Origin of the sequence: Streptomyces sp. NPDC005492 (assembly GCF_040605995.1) — a bacterium.
GTDB lineage: Bacteria > Actinomycetota > Actinomycetes > Streptomycetales > Streptomycetaceae > Streptomyces.
Genome location: NZ_JBEXDX010000063.1, coordinates 1 through 18031 on the forward strand (window position 1 = coordinate 1; position 18031 = coordinate 18031).

Annotated in this window: 13 protein-coding genes and 1 pseudogene; 8 read left to right on the top strand and 6 right to left on the bottom strand. The window is 71.4% G+C overall.

Annotation, left to right across the window (positions count from 1 at the left end; genetic code table 11):
• Window positions 1–656: pseudogene (locus tag ABZT04_RS42070) on the top strand (pyridoxal phosphate-dependent aminotransferase); the annotation flags it as partial.
• Complete coding sequence (locus tag ABZT04_RS42075; protein WP_356064881.1) at window positions 653–1714, top strand: MBL fold metallo-hydrolase; 1062 nt, start codon at window positions 653–655, stop codon at window positions 1712–1714. The pseudogene ABZT04_RS42070 and the gene ABZT04_RS42075, both read left to right, overlap by 4 nt.
• A gap of 60 nt (window positions 1715–1774) precedes the next feature.
• Here ABZT04_RS42075 and ABZT04_RS42080 read toward each other — a convergent pair whose 3' ends face one another.
• Both ABZT04_RS42080 and ABZT04_RS42085 read right to left on the bottom strand, forming a co-directional pair.
• Window positions 1775–2410, bottom strand: coding sequence for a VTT domain-containing protein (locus ABZT04_RS42080; RefSeq protein WP_356064883.1), 636 nt, complete (start codon window positions 2408–2410; stop codon window positions 1775–1777).
• A complete protein-coding gene (locus ABZT04_RS42085) occupies window positions 2407–3180 on the bottom strand; it encodes an MBL fold metallo-hydrolase (RefSeq protein WP_356064952.1) in 774 nt (257 codons plus the stop codon). The genes ABZT04_RS42080 and ABZT04_RS42085 overlap by 4 nt, the downstream gene beginning before the upstream one ends.
• A gap of 84 nt (window positions 3181–3264) precedes the next feature.
• Between ABZT04_RS42085 and ABZT04_RS42090 the strand changes: the two genes are divergently transcribed.
• The 6 genes from ABZT04_RS42090 to dnaK all read left to right on the top strand — a co-directional run bounded on the left by ABZT04_RS42090 (window position 3265) and on the right by dnaK (window position 11274).
• Window positions 3265–3696 carry a hypothetical protein gene (locus ABZT04_RS42090; RefSeq protein ID WP_356064885.1) on the top strand — a complete coding sequence of 144 codons (432 nt, stop codon included), beginning with the start codon at window positions 3265–3267 and terminating at the stop codon, window positions 3694–3696.
• Window positions 3697–3778: 82 nt separating this feature from the next.
• On the top strand, window positions 3779–5854 hold the full coding sequence (locus ABZT04_RS42095; protein WP_356064887.1) for a phage holin family protein: 2076 nt from the start codon (window positions 3779–3781) through the stop codon (window positions 5852–5854).
• A 78-nt stretch (window positions 5855–5932) separates the two neighbouring features.
• A complete protein-coding gene (locus ABZT04_RS42100) occupies window positions 5933–6994 on the top strand; it encodes a MoxR family ATPase (RefSeq protein WP_356064889.1) in 1062 nt (353 codons plus the stop codon).
• Entirely contained in the window at window positions 6991–8796 is a 1806-nt protein-coding gene (locus ABZT04_RS42105) for a hypothetical protein (protein WP_356064892.1), read from the top strand. Before ABZT04_RS42100 ends, ABZT04_RS42105 begins: the two co-directional genes overlap by 4 nt.
• Window positions 8797–8858: 62 nt before the next feature.
• The gene (locus tag ABZT04_RS42110) at window positions 8859–9284 is read left to right on the top strand and encodes an OsmC family protein (protein WP_356064894.1); all 426 of its coding nucleotides are present in this window, start codon (window positions 8859–8861) and stop codon (window positions 9282–9284) included.
• Window positions 9285–9399: 115 nt separating this feature from the next.
• Entirely contained in the window at window positions 9400–11274 is a 1875-nt protein-coding gene (gene dnaK, locus ABZT04_RS42115) for a molecular chaperone DnaK (protein WP_356064896.1), read from the top strand.
• A gap of 228 nt (window positions 11275–11502) precedes the next feature.
• Here the strand turns inward: dnaK and narI are convergent, their stop codons facing one another.
• Genes narI through ABZT04_RS42135 form a run of 4 tightly spaced genes read right to left on the bottom strand, consistent with a single transcriptional unit; the run spans window position 11503 to window position 18018 of the window.
• On the bottom strand, window positions 11503–12225 hold the full coding sequence (gene narI / locus ABZT04_RS42120; RefSeq protein ID WP_356064898.1) for a respiratory nitrate reductase subunit gamma: 723 nt from the start codon (window positions 12223–12225) through the stop codon (window positions 11503–11505).
• On the bottom strand, window positions 12222–12716 hold the full coding sequence (gene narJ, locus ABZT04_RS42125; RefSeq protein ID WP_356064901.1) for a nitrate reductase molybdenum cofactor assembly chaperone: 495 nt from the start codon (window positions 12714–12716) through the stop codon (window positions 12222–12224). The genes narI and narJ overlap by 4 nt, the downstream gene beginning before the upstream one ends.
• On the bottom strand, window positions 12716–14332 hold the full coding sequence (gene narH, locus ABZT04_RS42130; RefSeq protein ID WP_356064903.1) for a nitrate reductase subunit beta: 1617 nt from the start codon (window positions 14330–14332) through the stop codon (window positions 12716–12718). The genes narJ and narH overlap by 1 nt, the downstream gene beginning before the upstream one ends.
• A complete protein-coding gene (locus ABZT04_RS42135; RefSeq protein ID WP_356064905.1) occupies window positions 14332–18018 on the bottom strand; it encodes a nitrate reductase subunit alpha in 3687 nt (1228 codons plus the stop codon). Before ABZT04_RS42135 ends, narH begins: the two co-directional genes overlap by 1 nt.
• Window positions 18019–18031 lie beyond the last annotated feature (13 nt).

Genomic DNA, 18031 nt, shown 5'->3' on the forward strand with positions numbered 1-18031 from the left:
GTCGGCATGCGCTGCGGCGCGACGACGATGCTGCGCTGCTTGTTCGTCTGCAGGTCGACGCCCTGCTCCCGTCCGGCTGGCCGGCCGCCGTCGCCCGCTTCACCGCCGACCGCGCCGGGGACGCCCTCCGCGCGCGCGTGCTCGACGTCCTCACCGCACTCGGCGCCCGCGTCGCCGCGCCCGTCGCCGCCGCGGCCACCCACGCCCTCGGCGAACCCCCGCCCCTCGTCGCCCGCCGCGAGCAAGCCGTAGCCCTGCACGCGCGCGTGGCCGCCGCCGCGCACACCGCCGTCACCGGGGCGGGCGCCCTCTCCCCGCCGCCCCAGGCGGGACGTCATCTGTACGTCGATCTCGGGCCGTTGCGCCACGCCCTCACCCCGCAGGGGGTGGGCGACGCGCAGGACCTGGAGGAGTTCCTCACCGCCCGGCTCGGCATGCCCGCGCCGGGCGGCCACCGCTTCGGCGACGACCTGGGCGCGCTGCGGGTCAGGCTGTCCACCGGACCGCTGCTGGGCCGTACGGACGAGGAACGCGCGGAATGCCTCACGTCACCCGTGCCGTTGGAACTGCCACACGTGCAACGCGCGTTGATGTCCTTGAGGTCGATCTTCGACGATCTCCGCGACGACGCTCAGCGATGGGAGCCTCCTCGATGACGCAGCAGTCCGAGTCGACCACCAGCGGTACGACCACGCGGGAAACCGCCGACCCGACGCCCCCGTTCGCCCCCGCCCCCTCCTCCTTCCCGCCGCTCGCCGAGCCCCGCCCGCTCGGCGAGCGCCGCGTGTGGCCCCGGACCTTCCACGACCGGCTCACCGCCCCGCTGCCCGGCCTCAAGGCGATGGCCCGCTTCGCCCGCGAGGGCTCCGTACGGCCCCGCCCGGAGGGGCTCGCCGACATCCCCCGACTCCCGTTCGCCCCCGGGCCGTTGCCCCACGTCGACACCCTGACCGTCGCCGTCACCTGGGCGGGGCACGCCAGTTGGGTGGTGCGCATCGGCGGGCTGACCGTCCTCACCGACCCCGTCTGGTCCCGCCGCATCCTCGGCACCCCGGCCCGGATCACCCCCGTCGGCGTCGCCTGGGAGTCACTCCCGCCGATCGACGCCGTCGTCATCAGCCACAACCACTACGACCACCTCGACGCCCCCACCCTGCGCCGACTCCCGCGCCGCACCCCGGTGTTCGTGCCGGCCGGTCTCGGCGGCTGGTTCCGGCGCCGCAGATTCACCCGCGTCACCGAACTCGACTGGTGGGAGGCGGCCCAACTCGACGGCGTACGCTTCGACTTCGTCCCCGCCCACCACTGGTCCAAGCGCACCCTCACCGACACCTGCCGCTCCCTGTGGGGCGGTTGGGTGCTGACGGCCCCCGACGGACAGCGCGTCTACTTCGCCGGCGACACGGGCTACGGCCACTGGTTCTCCCGCATCGGCGCCCGCTACCCGGGCATCGACCTCGCCCTCCTCCCCATCGGCGCCTACGACCCGCGCTGGTGGCTCAGCGACGTCCACTGCGACCCGGAGGAGGCGGTCCGCGCCGCCCAGGACCTCGGGGCACGGCGGATGGCCCCGATGCACTGGGGCACCTTCGTCCTCTCCGCCGAACCCGTCCTCGAACCCCTCACCCGCGTCAAGGCCGCCTGGGAGAAGGCGGAGTTGGCCCGCGAGGACCTGTGGGACCTGCCGGTGGGAGGGTCAAGAGTGCTCGTCTAGGGCCTGTTGCGAAAGTCCCGTCGTCCGCCCGCGGGGCAGGCGGGACTTTCGCAACAGGCCCTAGACGGGAGTTGTCCCGCGCACGCGCCGCCACACGGTCGGGGCCGCGCTGATCACCACGGTCAGCGCGACCGCCGCCACCACGCCCTCCCACGGCTCGGGGAACAGCGAGCCGCCGAGGACGCCGATCAACTGGTATGTCACCGCCCACGCCAGGCAGGCCGGCGCGTTCCCGCGGGCGAACCGGCGGATCGGCCACTCGGCCAGCAGACAGGCCAGCATCACCGGGATCCGGCCCGCCGGCACCAGCCGGGACAGCACCAGCACCGTCACCCCGTGGTCCGCGAGCTTCTCCTGCGCCTGCGCCAGCCGCTCCTCCGGAGCCCGCGCGCGGATCGCCTCCAACCAACGCGAGCCGTTCTTCGAACCCATCCCTCGCCGCCCCAGCCAGTACAGCGCGATGTCCCCGAGGAACGCGGCCAGCGAAGCCGTCACGAACACCAGCACCATCGCCAGCGGCGCCGTCTGGTGGAAGGCGACCACCGCCGCCGAACTCACCAGCGCGCCCGTCGGAATCACCGGCACCAACGCCCCGAACAGCACCAGCAGGAACAACGTCGGGTAGCCGATGGCCTGTTGGGTGGACTCCGGCGAGGTCGTCGCGGTCGCGGACAGCGTGTCCGCGAGCCAGGTCACCGGGCGACCTCCGGCCGTACGCTCTCGCCGTGCCCGAGCCGGTGCACCGCCACCGAGGGCGCGAGCCGCGCCGCGATCCGCACGAACTCCTCGCCCGGCGTGTGGAATTCGTGCGGGCGCACCGCGTCCATCCCGATCGGCCAGTACGTGCCGTAGTGCACCGGCACCGCACTGCGCGGCGCGAGCCGGACCAGCGCCTGCGCCGCGCGCCCCGCGTCCAGATGCCCCTCGCCGAGATGCGGCCCCCAGCCGCCGACCGGCAGCAGCGCCACGTCGACCGGCCCGACCTCCTTGGCCATGTCGTCGAAGAGTCCGGTGTCCCCGGCGAAGTAGGTGCGCGCCTCGCCCTCCACGACGTAGCCCAGCGCGGGGGAGCGGTGCGGTCCCACCGGCAGCCGCCGCCCGTCGTGCCGCGCGGGCACCGCCCGTACCACCAGGTCACCGACCACGGTCTGATCCCCGGCGGCCATCTCGCCGATCTCCAGATGCCGGAGCCGGCGCAGCCCGGACACCGCGCGGAGTGCGCCCCGGGGCACGAGCAGGCGCGTGCCCGGGGCGAGCGCCCCGAGCGAGGGTAGGTGCAGATGGTCGGCGTGCAGATGGGAGACGAGCGCCAGGTCCGCGCGCCGGGCCTCGGGCGGCGGCACCGCGCCCCGGCGGCGCCGCAGATGCGCGAGCCGGCGGGCGAACAGGGGGTCGGTGAGGACGCGCATGTCCGAGTCCTCGATCGTGCAGGTGGCGTGACCCCACCAGGTGATCTCCACCGGCACCTTCATTGCCTCCTTCGCGCGACTCCCCGAAGCCTACGGGCAGGAGTAGGGTCGGCGGCGAAACCCGGAGGTGAGGGGGACGCCATGGGACAGGTACGCGGTGCCTCCGGTATGCCCTCGCGGGTCAGGGTCACGGCGATCGCCAGCCTGACACCGCTGGAGGAGCTGGAGGCGGACCCCTTCCTGGTCGACTCCCGCAGCCAGCACGCGATGTGCGCCCGCTGGGCCGCCGACCACGGCTATGTGATCGCCCGCGAACTCCTCGTACGGGCCCTGCGCCCCGACCACAGTGCCCTGTGGGACGGCGTCCGCCCCGGCCTCGACCTGTTCGTCGCCCCCAGCCGCCGGGTGCTGGAGAGCGCGCTGTCCTCCGTCGAGGGGTTCACCGACGAGTGCGCGCGACGCGGGGTGCGGATCGAGACGGTGGGCCGCGCGGAACCCTGCTACGACGCCCAGATGAAGGCCCGCGTGCACCGCCGACTGTCGATGCCGACGGCCGGCTACGACGGCCGCTGACACGGGGGCGGCCACGGCCGTTGTGACAAGGTGGGTGGAGGCCCGCCAGGTCGACGGGCCCGGGACGTGAGGTGTACGGGGCGTGGGCTCAGGGCGTTGGCGACGGCTCGCCAGTCAGATCGGGCGCAGCGTCGCGGTGTGGGCCGTCTCCACGGTCACCATGCTGGTGCTCGCCGGGATCCTGCCGGACTTCAAGCTCCAGTCGGCCGACGGCGACAGCGCCACCCGTATCGGCGTCACGGCCGCGTTCGGCGCCGGTGCCTTCGGTCTGCTGTCGGCCCTGGTCTGGCCGCTGCTGGTACGGCTGTTGCTGCTGGTGCCCGCGCTCGTCCTCGGCCTCCTCGTCTTCGTGCTCAACGGCTCGCTGCTGCTGATAGCCCTGCGCATCAACCCCGACGGCGGCCTGCGCGGCCAGGTCGCCCCCGAGACCGCCGTGGTCGTCGCCGCCGTGATGTCCGCCGTCGCCTCCGCCACCGGCGGCGCCCTCGCCGTGCGCGACGACGACGCCTACCGCCGCCGCCTCTACCGCCTCGCCGACCGCCGCCGCCGAGCGCTCCCGCCCAGCCCGTCCTCGCCCGGCACCGTCTTCCTGCAACTCGACGGCGTCGGCCACGACGTCCTGCTCGCCGCCGTGGCCAGGGGCCTGATGCCGACCGTCGCCAAGCTCCTCGGCGGCCCCCGCCCCACCCACCGCCTCACCCCCTGGCGCACCGACTGGTCCAGCCAGACCGGCGCCAGCCAGCTCGGCATCCTGCACGGCTCGAACTTCGACGTTCCCGCCTTCCGCTGGTACGAGAAGGACAGCCGGGAGGTGATGGTATGCAATCGACCGACGAGCGCGGCCGAACTGCAACGCCGCGCCATATCGCATACAGCCGACGGTGGACTGCTCACCGCGGACGGCGCCAGCCGCGGCAACCTCTTCAGCGGCGGCGCCGACGAACAGGCCCTCGTGCTGTCCATCGCCACCCGCCGCCGGGGCCGCGAGAACCGTTCTCGCGCGGGCTACTTCGCCTACTTCTCCGACCCCGCCAACGCCGTCCGCACCGCGATGTCCTTCGTCGCCGAGGTCGGCCGCGAGATCGGCCAGTCCACCCGCGCCCGCCTCACCAAGCAGCGCCCCCGCGTCAAACGCGGCGGCCTCTACCCCTTCGTCCGCGCCTTCGCGACCGTCGTCGAACGGGACGTCGTCGTCGCCGCGGTCATGGGCGACATGCTCGCCGGCCGCACCGCCGTCTACGCCGACCTCGTGGCCTACGACGAGGTCGCCCACCACTCCGGCCCGCGCAGCCGCGACGCCGCCAAGGTCCTCGGACGCCTGGACCGCGCCCTCGCGCTGATCGGGAACGTCGCCGAGCACGCCCCGCGGCCGTACCGCATCGTCGTCCTCTCCGACCACGGGCAGAGCCCCGGCGAAACCTTCCAGGGCCGCTACGGCCTCACCCTCGGCGACCTGGTGCGGGCGGGCTGCGGGCTGCCCGTGCCGCGCCGGGCCCGCCGCACCCACAGCGGCGCCGAGGCCCGCGCCGCCGTCCGCGCGGCGCTGCGCAGACCGGCCAAGGAGGGCGACGAGCACCGCGGCCACTCCGACCGCCACTCGGAGCCGATCGTGCTGGCCTCCGGCAACCTCGGCCTGGTCTCCTTCCCCGACGTGCCGCACCGCATGACCAAGGAGGAGATCGACGCCCGTCACCCCGCCCTCCTCACCACCCTCGCCAACCACCCCGGCATCGGCTTCGTCCTCGTCCGCGGCGAGGAGCACGACGGACTCGTCCTCGGCGCCCACGGGTTCCAGGTCCCGGTGGCCGAACTCGACGACAAGCAGGGCCCGTTGGCGGACTTCGGCCCCGGCGTCGCGGACGCCGTCCGGCGCACCCACTCCTTCCCGCACACCGCCGACATCATGGTCAACTCCTGGTACGACCCCGCCGAGGGCGAAGTCCTCGCCTTCGAGGAGCAGATCGGCTCCCACGGCGGCCTCGGCGGCTGCCAGGGCAAGCCGTTCCTGCTGTCGCCGTACGCCCTCTCGAACCCGGTCGGCGAGGGCGAGGACCTGGTCGGCGCGGAGCACGTCCACCGCGTGCTGCGGCGCTGGCTGCGCGAGTCGAACGGCCCGCAGGTGCCCCTGCCCACGGCGTCGGAGGAGCAGGCCGCCTGAAAATGGGCTGCGCCGGGTGGGCCGCGAGCACACACTGTTCGAGTCCCGCTGCCTCACCCCTCCTCAGGAGCCGCTGCTTTGCAGGCTGCCGTCACCGTCACGCCCGCCCGTATCCCCGAACTGCTGCTGGGCCTCGCCACGGTCCGCCCCGTCTTCCTCTGGGGTGCTCCCGGCATCGGAAAGTCGTCCCTGGTAAGGGAGTTCGCCCAGTCCCTGGGGTTGGAGTGCGTCAGCCTGCTGGGCACCCAGCTCGCGCCCGAGGACCTGATCGGCGTCCCCCAGATCCGTGACGGACGCTCGGTGTTCTGCCCGCCGGAGGCCATCGCGCGCGACGAACCGTACTGCCTGTTCCTGGACGAACTGAACGCGGCCACACCGGATGTGCAGAAGGCGTTCTACTCGCTGATCCTGGACCGCCGTATCGGCAGCTACGAACTCCCCAAGGGCTCCATCGTGATCGGCGCCGGCAACCGCGCCACCGACAACGCGCTGGCCCGGCCGATCGCCTCCGCGCTGGTCAACCGGCTCACCCACGTCCACCTGGAAGCCTCCCCGAAGGACTGGCTCGTGTGGGCCGCGGCCAACGGCATCCACCCGTGGATCCTGGACCACCTCACCGACCGCCCCGACCACCTGTGGTCCAAGCCCCCGAAGACCGAGGAGCCCTTCTCCACACCCCGCTCCTGGCACATGCTCTCCGACGCGCTGGGCTCCTTCGGCCCCGACCTCGACGAGGACACCCTGAAGGTGATCGCGCACGGCACCCTGACGCCCGCGCACGCCGTCGCCTTCTGCGGCTACGTCAAGATCGTGCGCAGCCGCTTCGGCATCGAGGCCGTCCTCAAGGGCGAGGCCCGCTGGCCGAACCGCCCCGAGGACCGCGACCTCCTCTACTACCTCGCCGAGTCCTTCCGAGGCCGCCTCATCAAGGAACTCCCCGCCAGTAAGGACCACTTGTCGGCGAACGGCCGCCAGACCGCCTACCGGGCCAAGTCCCTCCTCGTCCAACTCGCCGAGATCTCCGTGGAGGTGGCCCAGAGCGTCATCGCCTCCGACGACGACGGCAACCCGGTCCTCCCGGCCTGGTTCCTGGTGGAGGCGGCCCGGGACATGCCCCGGCTGGTGGAAGCCCGTCGATGAGCCGCACCAGGAAGAAGGACCCCGAGAAGAAGAAGCCCGACCCCGCCGCCGAGGCGTTCGCGGCGGGGCTCAGGCTCGTGTGGGCCAACCCCGCGCTCGCGGCGATCGAGTTCGAGCTGTGCCGGGAGGAGGAGTGCCGGGTCGCGCCCGACGGTGGACTGGTCCGGGTCGACTCCAACGGGCACCTCCACGCGCACCCCACCCGGCTCGCCGAACCCGCCGAGTGGGCCTGGGCGATCGCCCACGGGCTCATCCACCTCGGGTTCGGACATGTACCGGGTGCGAACGGCGAGCGTGAACAGCCCGACCGTTTCGACCTCGCCGCCCGCTGTGTCGTCGTCAACCGCTTCCTGCTCACCTTCCCGATCGGCCGGACCCCCGAGGACCTCCCCGCCTCCTATCCCGCCGGCGACGAGGAGCAGCTCGCCGCCCGCTGGCGCCGCGACGGCATCCCGGCCGGCTACGAGCACTGCGGCACGGCGGGCGGCGCCCCCGACCAACTCCTCGTACCGTGGCACGGCTGGCCCGGGACACCCGTGGACTGGCAGATCGCCTTCGCGAGCGCGCTCACCCGCACCATGTCCGTCGCGATGGACCTCGCCGGCGGCCGCCGCGACTCGATGTACGGCGGCCCGACCCGGCTGCGCCCCTGGGAGCGCGCCCTGAGCTGGTTCGTCTCCAACTACCCCCTCCTCGGCGGCATCGCGGCCGGCATCACCCTCGTCGCCGACGCCGAACTCGCCCGCGCCCACGGCATCTCCGTCGCCGCCGTCGACACCGAGGCGGCCGAGATCTACATCAACCCGCTGCGCCAACTCGACGACGAGGAATGGCGGTTCGTCCTCGCCCACGAGATGCTGCACGCCGCCCTGCGGCACGGCGACCGCTGCGGCACCCGCGACCAGCTCCTCTTCAACATCGCCGCCGACTACGTCATCAACGGCTGGCTGGTCGAGATGGACATCGGCACGATGCCCGAAGGCCTCCTGCACGACCCGGAGTTGAAGGGCCTGTCCGCCGAGGAGGTCTACGACCGCATCGCCGGCGACCTGCGCCGCATGCGCCGACTGGCCACCCTCCGCGGCAAGGGCGCCGGCGACATCCTCGGCGGCCCGCTCGGCAGCGCACGCGACTACGTGGACCTCGACGAGTTCTACCGCCGCGGTCTCGCCCGCGGCCTGGACCTGCACCAGCAGCACGAACGGGGCTTCCTGCCGGGCGGGTTGGTCGAGGAGATCCGCGCCCTCAGCCACCCACCCCTGCCCTGGGACGCCCAACTCGCCCGCTGGTTCGACGAGTTCGTCCCGCGCCCCGAGCCCGTACGGTCCTACGCCCGCCCCTCGCGCCGCCAGTCCTCCACCCCCGACATCCCCCGCGCCGGCCACTATTTCCCGCCCGAGGAGGTCGCCCGCTGCACCTTCGGCGTCGTCCTCGACACCTCCGCCTCCATGGGCCACACCCTCCTCGGCAAGGCACTGGGTGCCATCGCCTCGTACGCCGAGGCCCGTGACGTACCGGCGGCCCGGGTCGTGTTCTGCGACACGGCCCCGCACGACGCGGGCTACCTCCCGGTCACCGACATCGCCGGCCGGGTCCGCGTCCACGGCCGCGGCGGCACCGTCCTGCAGCCCGGCATCGACCTGTTGCACCGCGCCGACGACTTCCCGCCCGGCGCCCCCGTCCTCGTGATCACCGACGGCTGGTGCGACGTACTGCGGGTGCGCCGCGAGCACGCCTATCTGATCCCGCAGAACGCTCGCCTGCCGTTCACCCCACGTGGACCGGTCTTCCGCGTGCGCTGAACCGGAATGTGATCGGATGGCCCCCGAAGGACAGCAGGACATCCGCATCGAAAGGACTCATCGTGGCTACCACGCGCACCGCGCACACCAATTGGGAAGGCAACCTGCTGGAGGGCAGCGGCGTCGTCACCTTCGACTCCTCCGGCATCGGCGAGCAGCCGGTGACCTGGGCGTCGCGGGCGCAGGACGCCAACGGCAAGACCAGCCCCGAGGAGCTGATCGCCGCCGCCCACTCCAGCTGCTTCTCGATGGCGCTGTCGCACGCCCTGGCCGGCGCGGGCACCCCGCCCACCCGCCTGGAGACCAAGGCCGACGTGACCTTCCAGCCCGGCGAGGGCATCACCGGCATCCACCTCACCGTCCGCGGCGAGGTCCCCGGCCTGGACGCGGACGGCTTCAAGGCCGCCGCCGAGGACGCCAAGAAGAACTGCCCGGTCAGCCAGGCGCTCACGGGTACGACGATCACGCTGACGGTGGAATCCGCCTGACCCCCGCTCTCCCTCCCGCCTCGATGCCGCGCCCGGAAAACGGGTGCGGCATTGACATTCCGGTACTCAAGTTTTGTGCTGGAGATCGGGCAGCTCCTGGCGGAAGGGGACGGCGATGGGACGTGCGGTCGGGATCGATCTGGGGACCACGAACTCGGTGGTCGCGGTGCTGGAGGGCGGGGAGGCGACGGTCGTCGCCAACGCCGAGGGGGCGAGGACCACGCCCTCGGTGGTGGCCTTCGCCAAGAACGGCGAGGTGCTGGTCGGCGAGGTCGCCAAACGGCAGGCCGTGACGAACATCGAGCGCACCGCGCGCTCGGTGAAACGGCACATGGGCAACACCGCGTGGCGTTTCCCGGACGAGGGCGCCATCGACGGGACGCGGTACCGCGCCCAGGAGCTGTCGGCGCGGGTGCTGCAGAAACTGAAGCGGGACGCGGAGGCCTATCTCGGCGAGGACGTCACGGACGCCGTGATCACCGTCCCCGCCTACTTCGACGACTCCCAGCGCCAGGCCACCAAGGAGGCCGGCGAGATCGCGGGCCTCAAGGTGCTGCGGATCATCAACGAACCGACCGCCGCCGCCCTCGCCTACGGCCTCGACCGCGGCGAGGAGCAGACCGTGCTCGTCTTCGATCTCGGCGGCGGCACCTTCGACGTCTCCCTCCTGGAGATCGGCGACGGCGTCATCGAGGTGAAGGCCACCAACGGCGACACGCACCTGGGCGGCGACGACTGGGACCAGCGGGTCATGGAGTACCTGGTCAAGAAGTTCCAGGGGCAGTACGGCATCGACCTCGGCAGGGACAAGATGGCGCTGCAACGCCTGCGCGAGGGCGCCGAGAAGGCGAAGATCGAACTGTCCTCGTCCTCCGAGACGACGATCAACCTGCCCTACATCACCGCCTCCGCCGACGGCCCGCTGCACCTCGACGAGAAGCTGACCCGCGCCCAGTTCCAGGAACTCACCGCCGATCTCCTCGACCGCTGCAAGACGCCCTTCCACCAGGCGGTCAAGGACGCGGGCATCAAGCTTTCCGCCGTCGACCACGTCATCCTCGTCGGCGGCTCGACCCGGATGCCCGCCGTCACCGACCTCGTCAAGGAACTCACCGGCAAGGACCCGCACAAGGGAGTCAACCCCGACGAGGTGGTGGCGGTCGGCGCCGCCCTGCAGGCCGGTGTCATCCGCGGCGACGTGAAGGACGTCCTGCTCCTCGACGTCACCCCGCTGTCCCTGGGCATCGAGACCAAGGGCGGCATCATGACGAAGCTCATCGAGCGCAACACGACCATTCCGACCCGGCGTTCGGAGATCTTCACCACCGCCACCGACAACCAGCCCTCGGTCGGCATCCAGGTCTACCAGGGCGAGCGCGAGATCGCCGCGTACAACAAGAAGCTGGGCGTCTTCGACCTCACCGGTCTGCCGCCCGCCCCGCGCGGAGTCCCGCAGATCGAGGTCGCCTTCGACATCGACGCCAACGGAATCATGCATGTCTCCGCGAAGGACCTGGCGACCTCCCGCGAACAGAAGATGACCGTCACCGGCGGCTCGGCCCTCGCCAAGGACGACATCGACCGCATGATGCGGGAGGCCGAACAGTACGCGGACGAGGACCGCAGGCGCCGGGAGGCCGCCGAAACCCGCAACCAGGCCGAACAACTCGTCTACCAGACCGAGAAGTTCATCCGCGAGAACGAGGAACGCGTCCCGGCCGACATCAGGCCCGAGGTGGAGGCGGCGGCCACGGAGGTGAAGTCCCTCCTGGAACACGAGGCGGACACCGCCGAGTTGCGCACCGCCGTCGAGAAACTCGCCACCGTCAGCCAGCGGATGGGCCAGGCCATGTACGCCCAGTCCGCCCAGCAGCAACCGACCGAGCAGACGGAGCACACCGAGGAGCACACCTCGCCCCCGGAGGAGGAAGGCGTCGTCGACGCGGAGATCGTCGACGACGAACGCGACACCAGGGGCGGCGCCGCGTAGGCCCTGTCGTCACATTCCCGTCTGCCCGGCGACGCCATGCACGCTCCCCCACTGCCTTAAGGGCGTGGGAGGTGCCCCCACTCGCCGCACCGGGCGCAGACCCAAGTACGTCCAGTACGAGGGTCCACGCCCGGCGCGCCGAGAGCACGCACCTTCTGAGACATCGGCCGCTTCCGCGGCGGGCGCCGGGCCGCCCTCCGGGCGACGACGGGAATGTGACGACAGGACCTAACTCCCGGTCCGCTCCCACCCCCGCCGCTCCGGCCGCGGCCCCAACTCCTTCGGGTCGCGGCTGCGGTAGACCACGTACGGGCGGAACAGGTACTGCACCGGTGCGCTGAACATGTGCACCAGCCGGGTGTACGGCACGAGGGCGATCAGCGCCATGCCGATCACGGCGTGGATCTGGTAAAGCACCGGTACACCCGTCATCAGCTCCGTCCTCGGCTGGAGGGTGAAGAGGCTGCGGGCCCAGGGGGCGATGGACTGCCGGTAGTCGTAGCCGTCTCCGGAGGAATGGCTCAGCTTCGCCACCATGCCCATCACGATCGCCGCGAGCAGCACGACGTACATCAGCTTGTCGTTGACCGTCGTCGCCCGGAACACGGGGGCGTTCGTACGGCGGCGGTAGAGCAGGAGCAGGATGCCGACGACCGTGAGGGCACCGGCCGCGGTGCCGCCGTAGAGGGAGAACAGGTGGTACGTGCGCTCGCTGATGCCGGCGGAGCGGGTCCACGACTCGGGGACGAACAGGCCGACCAGGTGGCCGGCGAGGACGAAGAGGATGCCGTAATGGAAGGCCGGGGAGGCGATGTTGAGGAGTCTCGACTCGTAGACCTGCGAGGAACGCGTGGTCCAGCCGAACCGGTCGTAGCGGTGGCGCCAGAACAGACCGGCGACGAGGAGGACGAGGGCGAGATAGGGCAGGGCGCCCCACAGGAACGTGCTCATCGGCGTGCCTCGCTGGGTGTGTTCGGCAGGGTGGCGCAGACGGCGTCCAGGACGGAGGCGTACGGCGTCCCGAAGTCGGCCAGCCGGGCGCGGAGTTGGTCCAGGGCGCCGCGGTACTCGGCGAGGAGGTCGAGGTTGCCGGTGCGGGAGGTGAACTCCAGGACGGCGGGCAGGAAGTCCGGAAGCTCCTCGCCGGTGAACTCCAACTCGTGCGCGCGGTACAGCTCCTTGAAGCGGACCAGGGACATACCGCGCCGACGGGTGTCGCCGTCGTGCCACCAACTCAGGTACAGGCTGTGCCGGTTCTTGAAGTCGAAGACCTGCACATAGTGCGCCGCCAGGTCCTGCGCCGGAGTGAGGGCCGCGTGGTCGACGAACTCCCGCAACTGCGGGGCGGCTTCACGCAGCAGGGGGAGCCGGGAGCGGAAGTCGTCGTCGGGGTAGGTCAGGCAGAGCGCGGCCGCCTGGTACAGCACAGCGTCCGAGGGCATCACGCCTCCTTCGCTTCGTGGTCCGGCGGGTCCGGGTGGTCCGCCATCTGGCGGTCGCGCAGCGCGTGGAAGTTCTCCACGGACACGATCGGCAGCAGCTTGCGGCCCGAGTCCCGGCCGAACGGCCCGTCGCCGACCGCGCCGGGTTCGTCGTGGTGGCCGACGCTGCACTCGTCGGGCAGCGCGGACTCCTCAAGGCGGCGCGCGTCCCCGACCGCGGCCGTCGGAATCACGTACCGGTCCTCGTACTTGGCGATCGCCAGCAGCCGGTACATCGCCTCGATCTCCTCGGGCGTCATCCCGATGGCGGCGGCGGTCGCCGGGTCGGGTTCCTCACCGAGGTTGATGGCCCGCATGTGGGAGCGCATCGCGGCGAGTTTCTCCAACGAGGCCCGGACCGGCCCGACATCACCGGCGGTGAAGAGCTCCGCCAGGTATGCGAGGGGGATGCGCAGCGTGTCGATCGCGCCGAACAGGTTCCCGGCGTCCTCGCCGTCGTGCCCGGTCTCCGTCAGCGCGTCCACCACCGGCGACAGCGGCGGGATGTACCAGACCATCGGCATCGTGCGGTATTCCGGATGCAGCGGCAGCGCCACCCGGTACTCGCTGATCAGCGTGCGCACGGGGGAGCGGCGGGCCGCCTCCATCCAGTCCTGCGGGATGCCCGCCTCCTCGCAGGCCCGCCGCACCTCGTGGTCCTCGGGGTCGAGGAACACCCCCAACTGGGCTTCGTACAGCGCCTTTTCGTCCCGTACCTCGGCCGCCGCCGTCACCTTGTCGGCGTCGTACAGCATCACCCCGAGATAGCGCAGCCGCCCCACACAGGTCTCCGAGCAGACGGTGGGCAGGCCCACTTCGAGGCGCGGATAGCAGAGCGTGCACTTCTCGGCCTTGCCGGTGCGGTGGTTGAAGTACACCTTCTTGTACGGGCATCCGGTCACGCACATCCGCCAGCCCCGGCAGCGGTCCTGGTCGACCAGGACGATGCCGTCCTCGGCCCGCTTGTACATCGCGCCGGACGGACAGGACGCCACACAGGCCGGGTTGAGGCAGTGCTCGCAGATGCGCGGGAGATAGAACATGAAGGCCTGCTCGAACTCGAACTTCACCTTGTCCGAGGCCTGCCTGCGGGTCCGCTCCACCATCGGGTCGAAGTCGCCGTAGGCCGGGGCGCCGGCGAGGTTGTCGTCCCAGTTCGCCGACCACTCGATCTTCATCGGCTTGCCGTCGAGCTGTGAGATCGGCCGGGCGACCGGGTAGTCGTCGCCGAGCGGGGCGTCGGTGAGGTTCTTGTAGTCGTAGGTCCAGGGCTCGTAGTAGTCCTTGATCTCCGGGAGTTCGGGGTTGGAGAAGATCCCCGCGAGCTTCCGGAACCGGCCGCCGGCCTTCAGCTTCAGCGCGCCCCGCCGGTTCAGCTCCCAGCCGCCGCGCCAGCGTTCCTGGTCCTCGTAGCGGCGCGGGTACCCCTGCCCGGGGCGGGTCTCGACGTTGTTGAACCAGACGTACTCCATGCCCCGCCGGTTGGTCCACGCCTGCTTACAGGTCACCGAACACGTATGGCAGCCGATGCACTTGTCGAGATTCATCACCATGGCGATCTGGGCCATCGGACGCATCAGTACTCGACCTCCTGGCTGCTACGGCGGCGGACGACCGTCACCTCGTCACGCTGGTTGCCCGTCGGGCCCAGGTAGTTGAAGGCCCACGACAACTGGGCGTAGCCGCCGATGAGATGGGACGGTTTGAGGATGAGCCGGGTCAGCGAGTTGTGGATGCCGCCGCGTTGTCCGGTGGACTCCGTCACCGGGACGTTGACCGTGCGCTCCTGCGCGTGGTGCATGTAGACCGTGCCGGCCGGCATCCGGTGCGAGACGACCGCGCGGGCCACCACCACGCCGTTGCGGTTGACCGCCTCGACCCAGTCGTTGTCGACCACGCCGATCGCGTCCGCGTCCTGCGGCGACATCCAGATGTTCTGGCCGCCCCGGGACAGGGCCAGCATGAACAGGTTGTCCTGGTACTCGGAGTGGATCGACCACTTGTTGTGCGGGGTGAGATAACGGACCGTCACTTCCCGTTGTCCGTCCGGTCCGAGAGCTGGTTCGCCGAACAGCCGGTGCATGTCGAGCGGTGGCCGGTACACCGGCAGCGCCTCGCCCAGTTCGTGGATCCAGTCGTGGTCCAGGAAGAAGTGCTGGCGCCCGGTGAGCGTGTGCCACGGCTTGAGCTGCTCGGTGTTCTGCGTGAACGCCGTGTAGCGCCGGCCGCCGGTCTCGCTGCCCGACCACTCCGGCGAGGTGATCACCGGCACCGGGGCCGCCTGAGTGTCGGGATACGTGACGCGCTTGCCCTCGTGTTCGGCGGCCAGGTGGGCCAACTCCCGGCCGGTGCGCGCCTCCAGAGTGCGGAACCCCTGAACGGCCAGGCGGCCGTTGGTGGTCCCCGACAGCGCGAGGATGGTGTTGGCGGCCTTCACCGCCGTGTCGAGGGAGGGGCGCCCCTGGTAGCCGCTGCCGTTCAACTCCCTTAGCTGCGCGACCTCCTGGTCCGGGTGGAGCGTGATCCCCTTGGCGGGCAGCCCGAGTCGCTCCACCAGCGGACCCAGCGCGGCGAACTTGGCGCCGATCGCCGTGTAGTCCCGCTCCACGAGCGTGAGCGTCGGCATGGTCTTCCCGGGTACGGGTTCGCACTCCCCGCGCCGCCAGTCCAGGACGACCCCGCCCGGCTGGGCGACCTCACCCGGCGTGTCGTGCTGGAGCGGGGTCGCCACCAGGTCCTTGCGCACGCCCAGGTGGTCCACGGCCAGCTCGCTCAGCCGCTCGGCCAGCGCCTTGAACGTGTCGAAGTCGGTCCGCGCCTGCCACGGCGGATCCACCGCCGGCGTGAACGAGTGGACGTAGGGATGCATGTCCGTGCTGGACAGGTCGTGCTTCTCGTACCAGGTCGCGGCGGGCAGCACCACGTCCGACAGCAGCGTCGAGGAGGTCTGCCGGAAGTCCAGCGACAGCAGCAGGTCGAGCTTCCCCTCCGGCGCCTCCTCGCGCCAGGTCACGTCCCGCGGCCGTACGCCCTCGGGCGCTTCCTCGGCCCGCAACGACGAGTGGGTGCCCAGGAGATGCTTGGTGAAGTACTCGGCGCCCTTCGCCGAGGAGCCCAGCAGATTGGCCCGCCACAGGGTCAGCACCCGCGGCCAGTTCTCCGGCGCGTCCGGGTCCTCGCACGCGAACTTCAGGTCCCCGGACCGGAGTTGGGAGACGGCCTTGGCCACCGGGTCGCCGAAGGCCTCGCCCAGGTCCAGGGGGTTGCGGTCGAAGGTCGGATACGAGGGCATCCATCCCGTGCGCGCCGACAGGGCGAGGCAGTCGGCGCCCGTCATCCCCGTGAACCGGCCCTCGCCGAGCGGCGAGGCGAGGACGTCGGCGGCGAACCGGTCGTAGCGCCACTGGTCGGTGTTGAGGAACCAGTAGGCGGTGCCGATCATCTGCCGTGGTGGGCGGGACCAGTCGGAGGCGGCGGCCAACGTCGCCCAGCCGGTCGAGGGGCGGCACTTCTCCTGGCCGACGTAGTGCGCCCAGCCGCCGCCATTGCGGCCCTGGCAGCCGGTCAGTTGGAGGAGGGCGAGGAACGCGCGGTAGATGGTCTCCGAGTGGAACCAGTGGTTGGTGCCGGCGCCCATCAGGATCATGCAGCGGCCCTTGGACCGCTCCGCCGTCCGCGCGAACTCCCTCGCGATCTTCACGCACTTGGCGGCCGGGACCGAGGTGTGCGCCTCCTGCCAGGCGGGTGTGCCCGGGGTGCGCGCGTCGTCGTAGGAGGCGGGCCAGGCGCCCGGGAGACCGTGCCGGAACACGCCGTACTGGGCCAGCAGCAGATCGTGGACGGTCGTCACGAGAGGGCCGTCGGGGCCGCCGAGCCGGGTCGCGGGGACACCCCGGCTCAGGACCTCGCCGCGCCCCTGACCGTCCTCCCCGCCCTCGGTGTCGAACCTCGGCAGGAGCACCTCCACGCCCGCCGAGACCTCGCTGCCGTACAGGCTCAACTGCGGTTTCACATCACCGAGTTCGAGGTTCCACCTGCCCTTGCCCGACTCGGTCCAGCGGAAGCCAAGGGAGCCGTTCGGGGCGACCGCGCGGCCCGTCACCGTGTCCAGGACCAGCGTCTTCCAGTCGGCGCCCTCGTCGGACTGACCGAGGTCGGAAGCGCGCAGGAACTTCCCCGGCACGTACGCGCCGTCGCGTTCCGTGAGGGTCACCAGGAACGGCAGGTCGGTGAACTGCCGTACGTAGTCCGTGAAGAACGGCGTCTCGCGGTCGACGAAGAACTCCTTGAGGATCACATGCCCCATCGCCAGGGCCAGCGCGCCGTCCGTGCCGGGGTGCGGATGCAGCCACTCGTCGGCGAACTTGGCGTTGTCCGCGTAGTCGGGGGCGACGACCACGACCTTCTGCCCCCGGTAGCGGGCCTCCGCCATCCAGTGCGCGTCCGGCGTGCGGGTCACCGGGACGTTGGAGCCCCACATCATCAGATACGCGGCGTCCCACCAGTCGCCCGACTCCGGCACGTCGGTCTGGTCGCCGAACACCTGCGGGGAGGCCACGGGAAGGTCCGCGTACCAGTCGTAGAACGACAGCATCGGGGCGCCGATCAGCGAGTGGAAGCGCGCGCCCGCCGCGTGCGACACCATCGACATCGCCGGGATGGGGGAGAAACCGGCGATGCGGTCCGGGCCGTAGGTCTTGATCGTGTGGACGTGCGCGGCGGCGACGATCTCGACCGCCTCGTCCCAGCTCGCCCGGACCAGTCCGCCCTTGCCGCGTGCCCGCTGGTAGCGGCTGCGGCGCTCGGGGTCGTTCTGGATGTCGGCCCAGGCGGCTACAGGATCCTGTATACGGTTTTTCGCCTCGCGGTACATCTCCAGCAGCACACCCCGGACGTAGGGATACCGCACCCGGGTCGGGGAGTACGTGTACCAGGAGAAGGCGGCACCGCGCGGGCAGCCGCGGGGCTCGTACTCCGGGCGGTCCGGGCCCACCGACGGATAGTCCGTCTGCTGGGTCTCCCAGGTGATGATGCCGTCCTTGACATACACCTTCCACCGGCAGGAACCCGTGCAGTTCACACCGTGCGTGGAGTTCACGACCTTGTCGTGGCTCCAGCGGTCCCGGTAGAAGGCGTCCGCCTCCCGGCCGCCCGCCAGCCCGATGCTGTGCAGGTCGGGCGCCGCGGTGCCCGGTCGGAAGAACCGTCCGGCCCGCAGCAGCGCCGCTCCCGGCTCGGTGGGCGGTGTCCGCGTCTGAGTCACCTGCGCTCCCTTG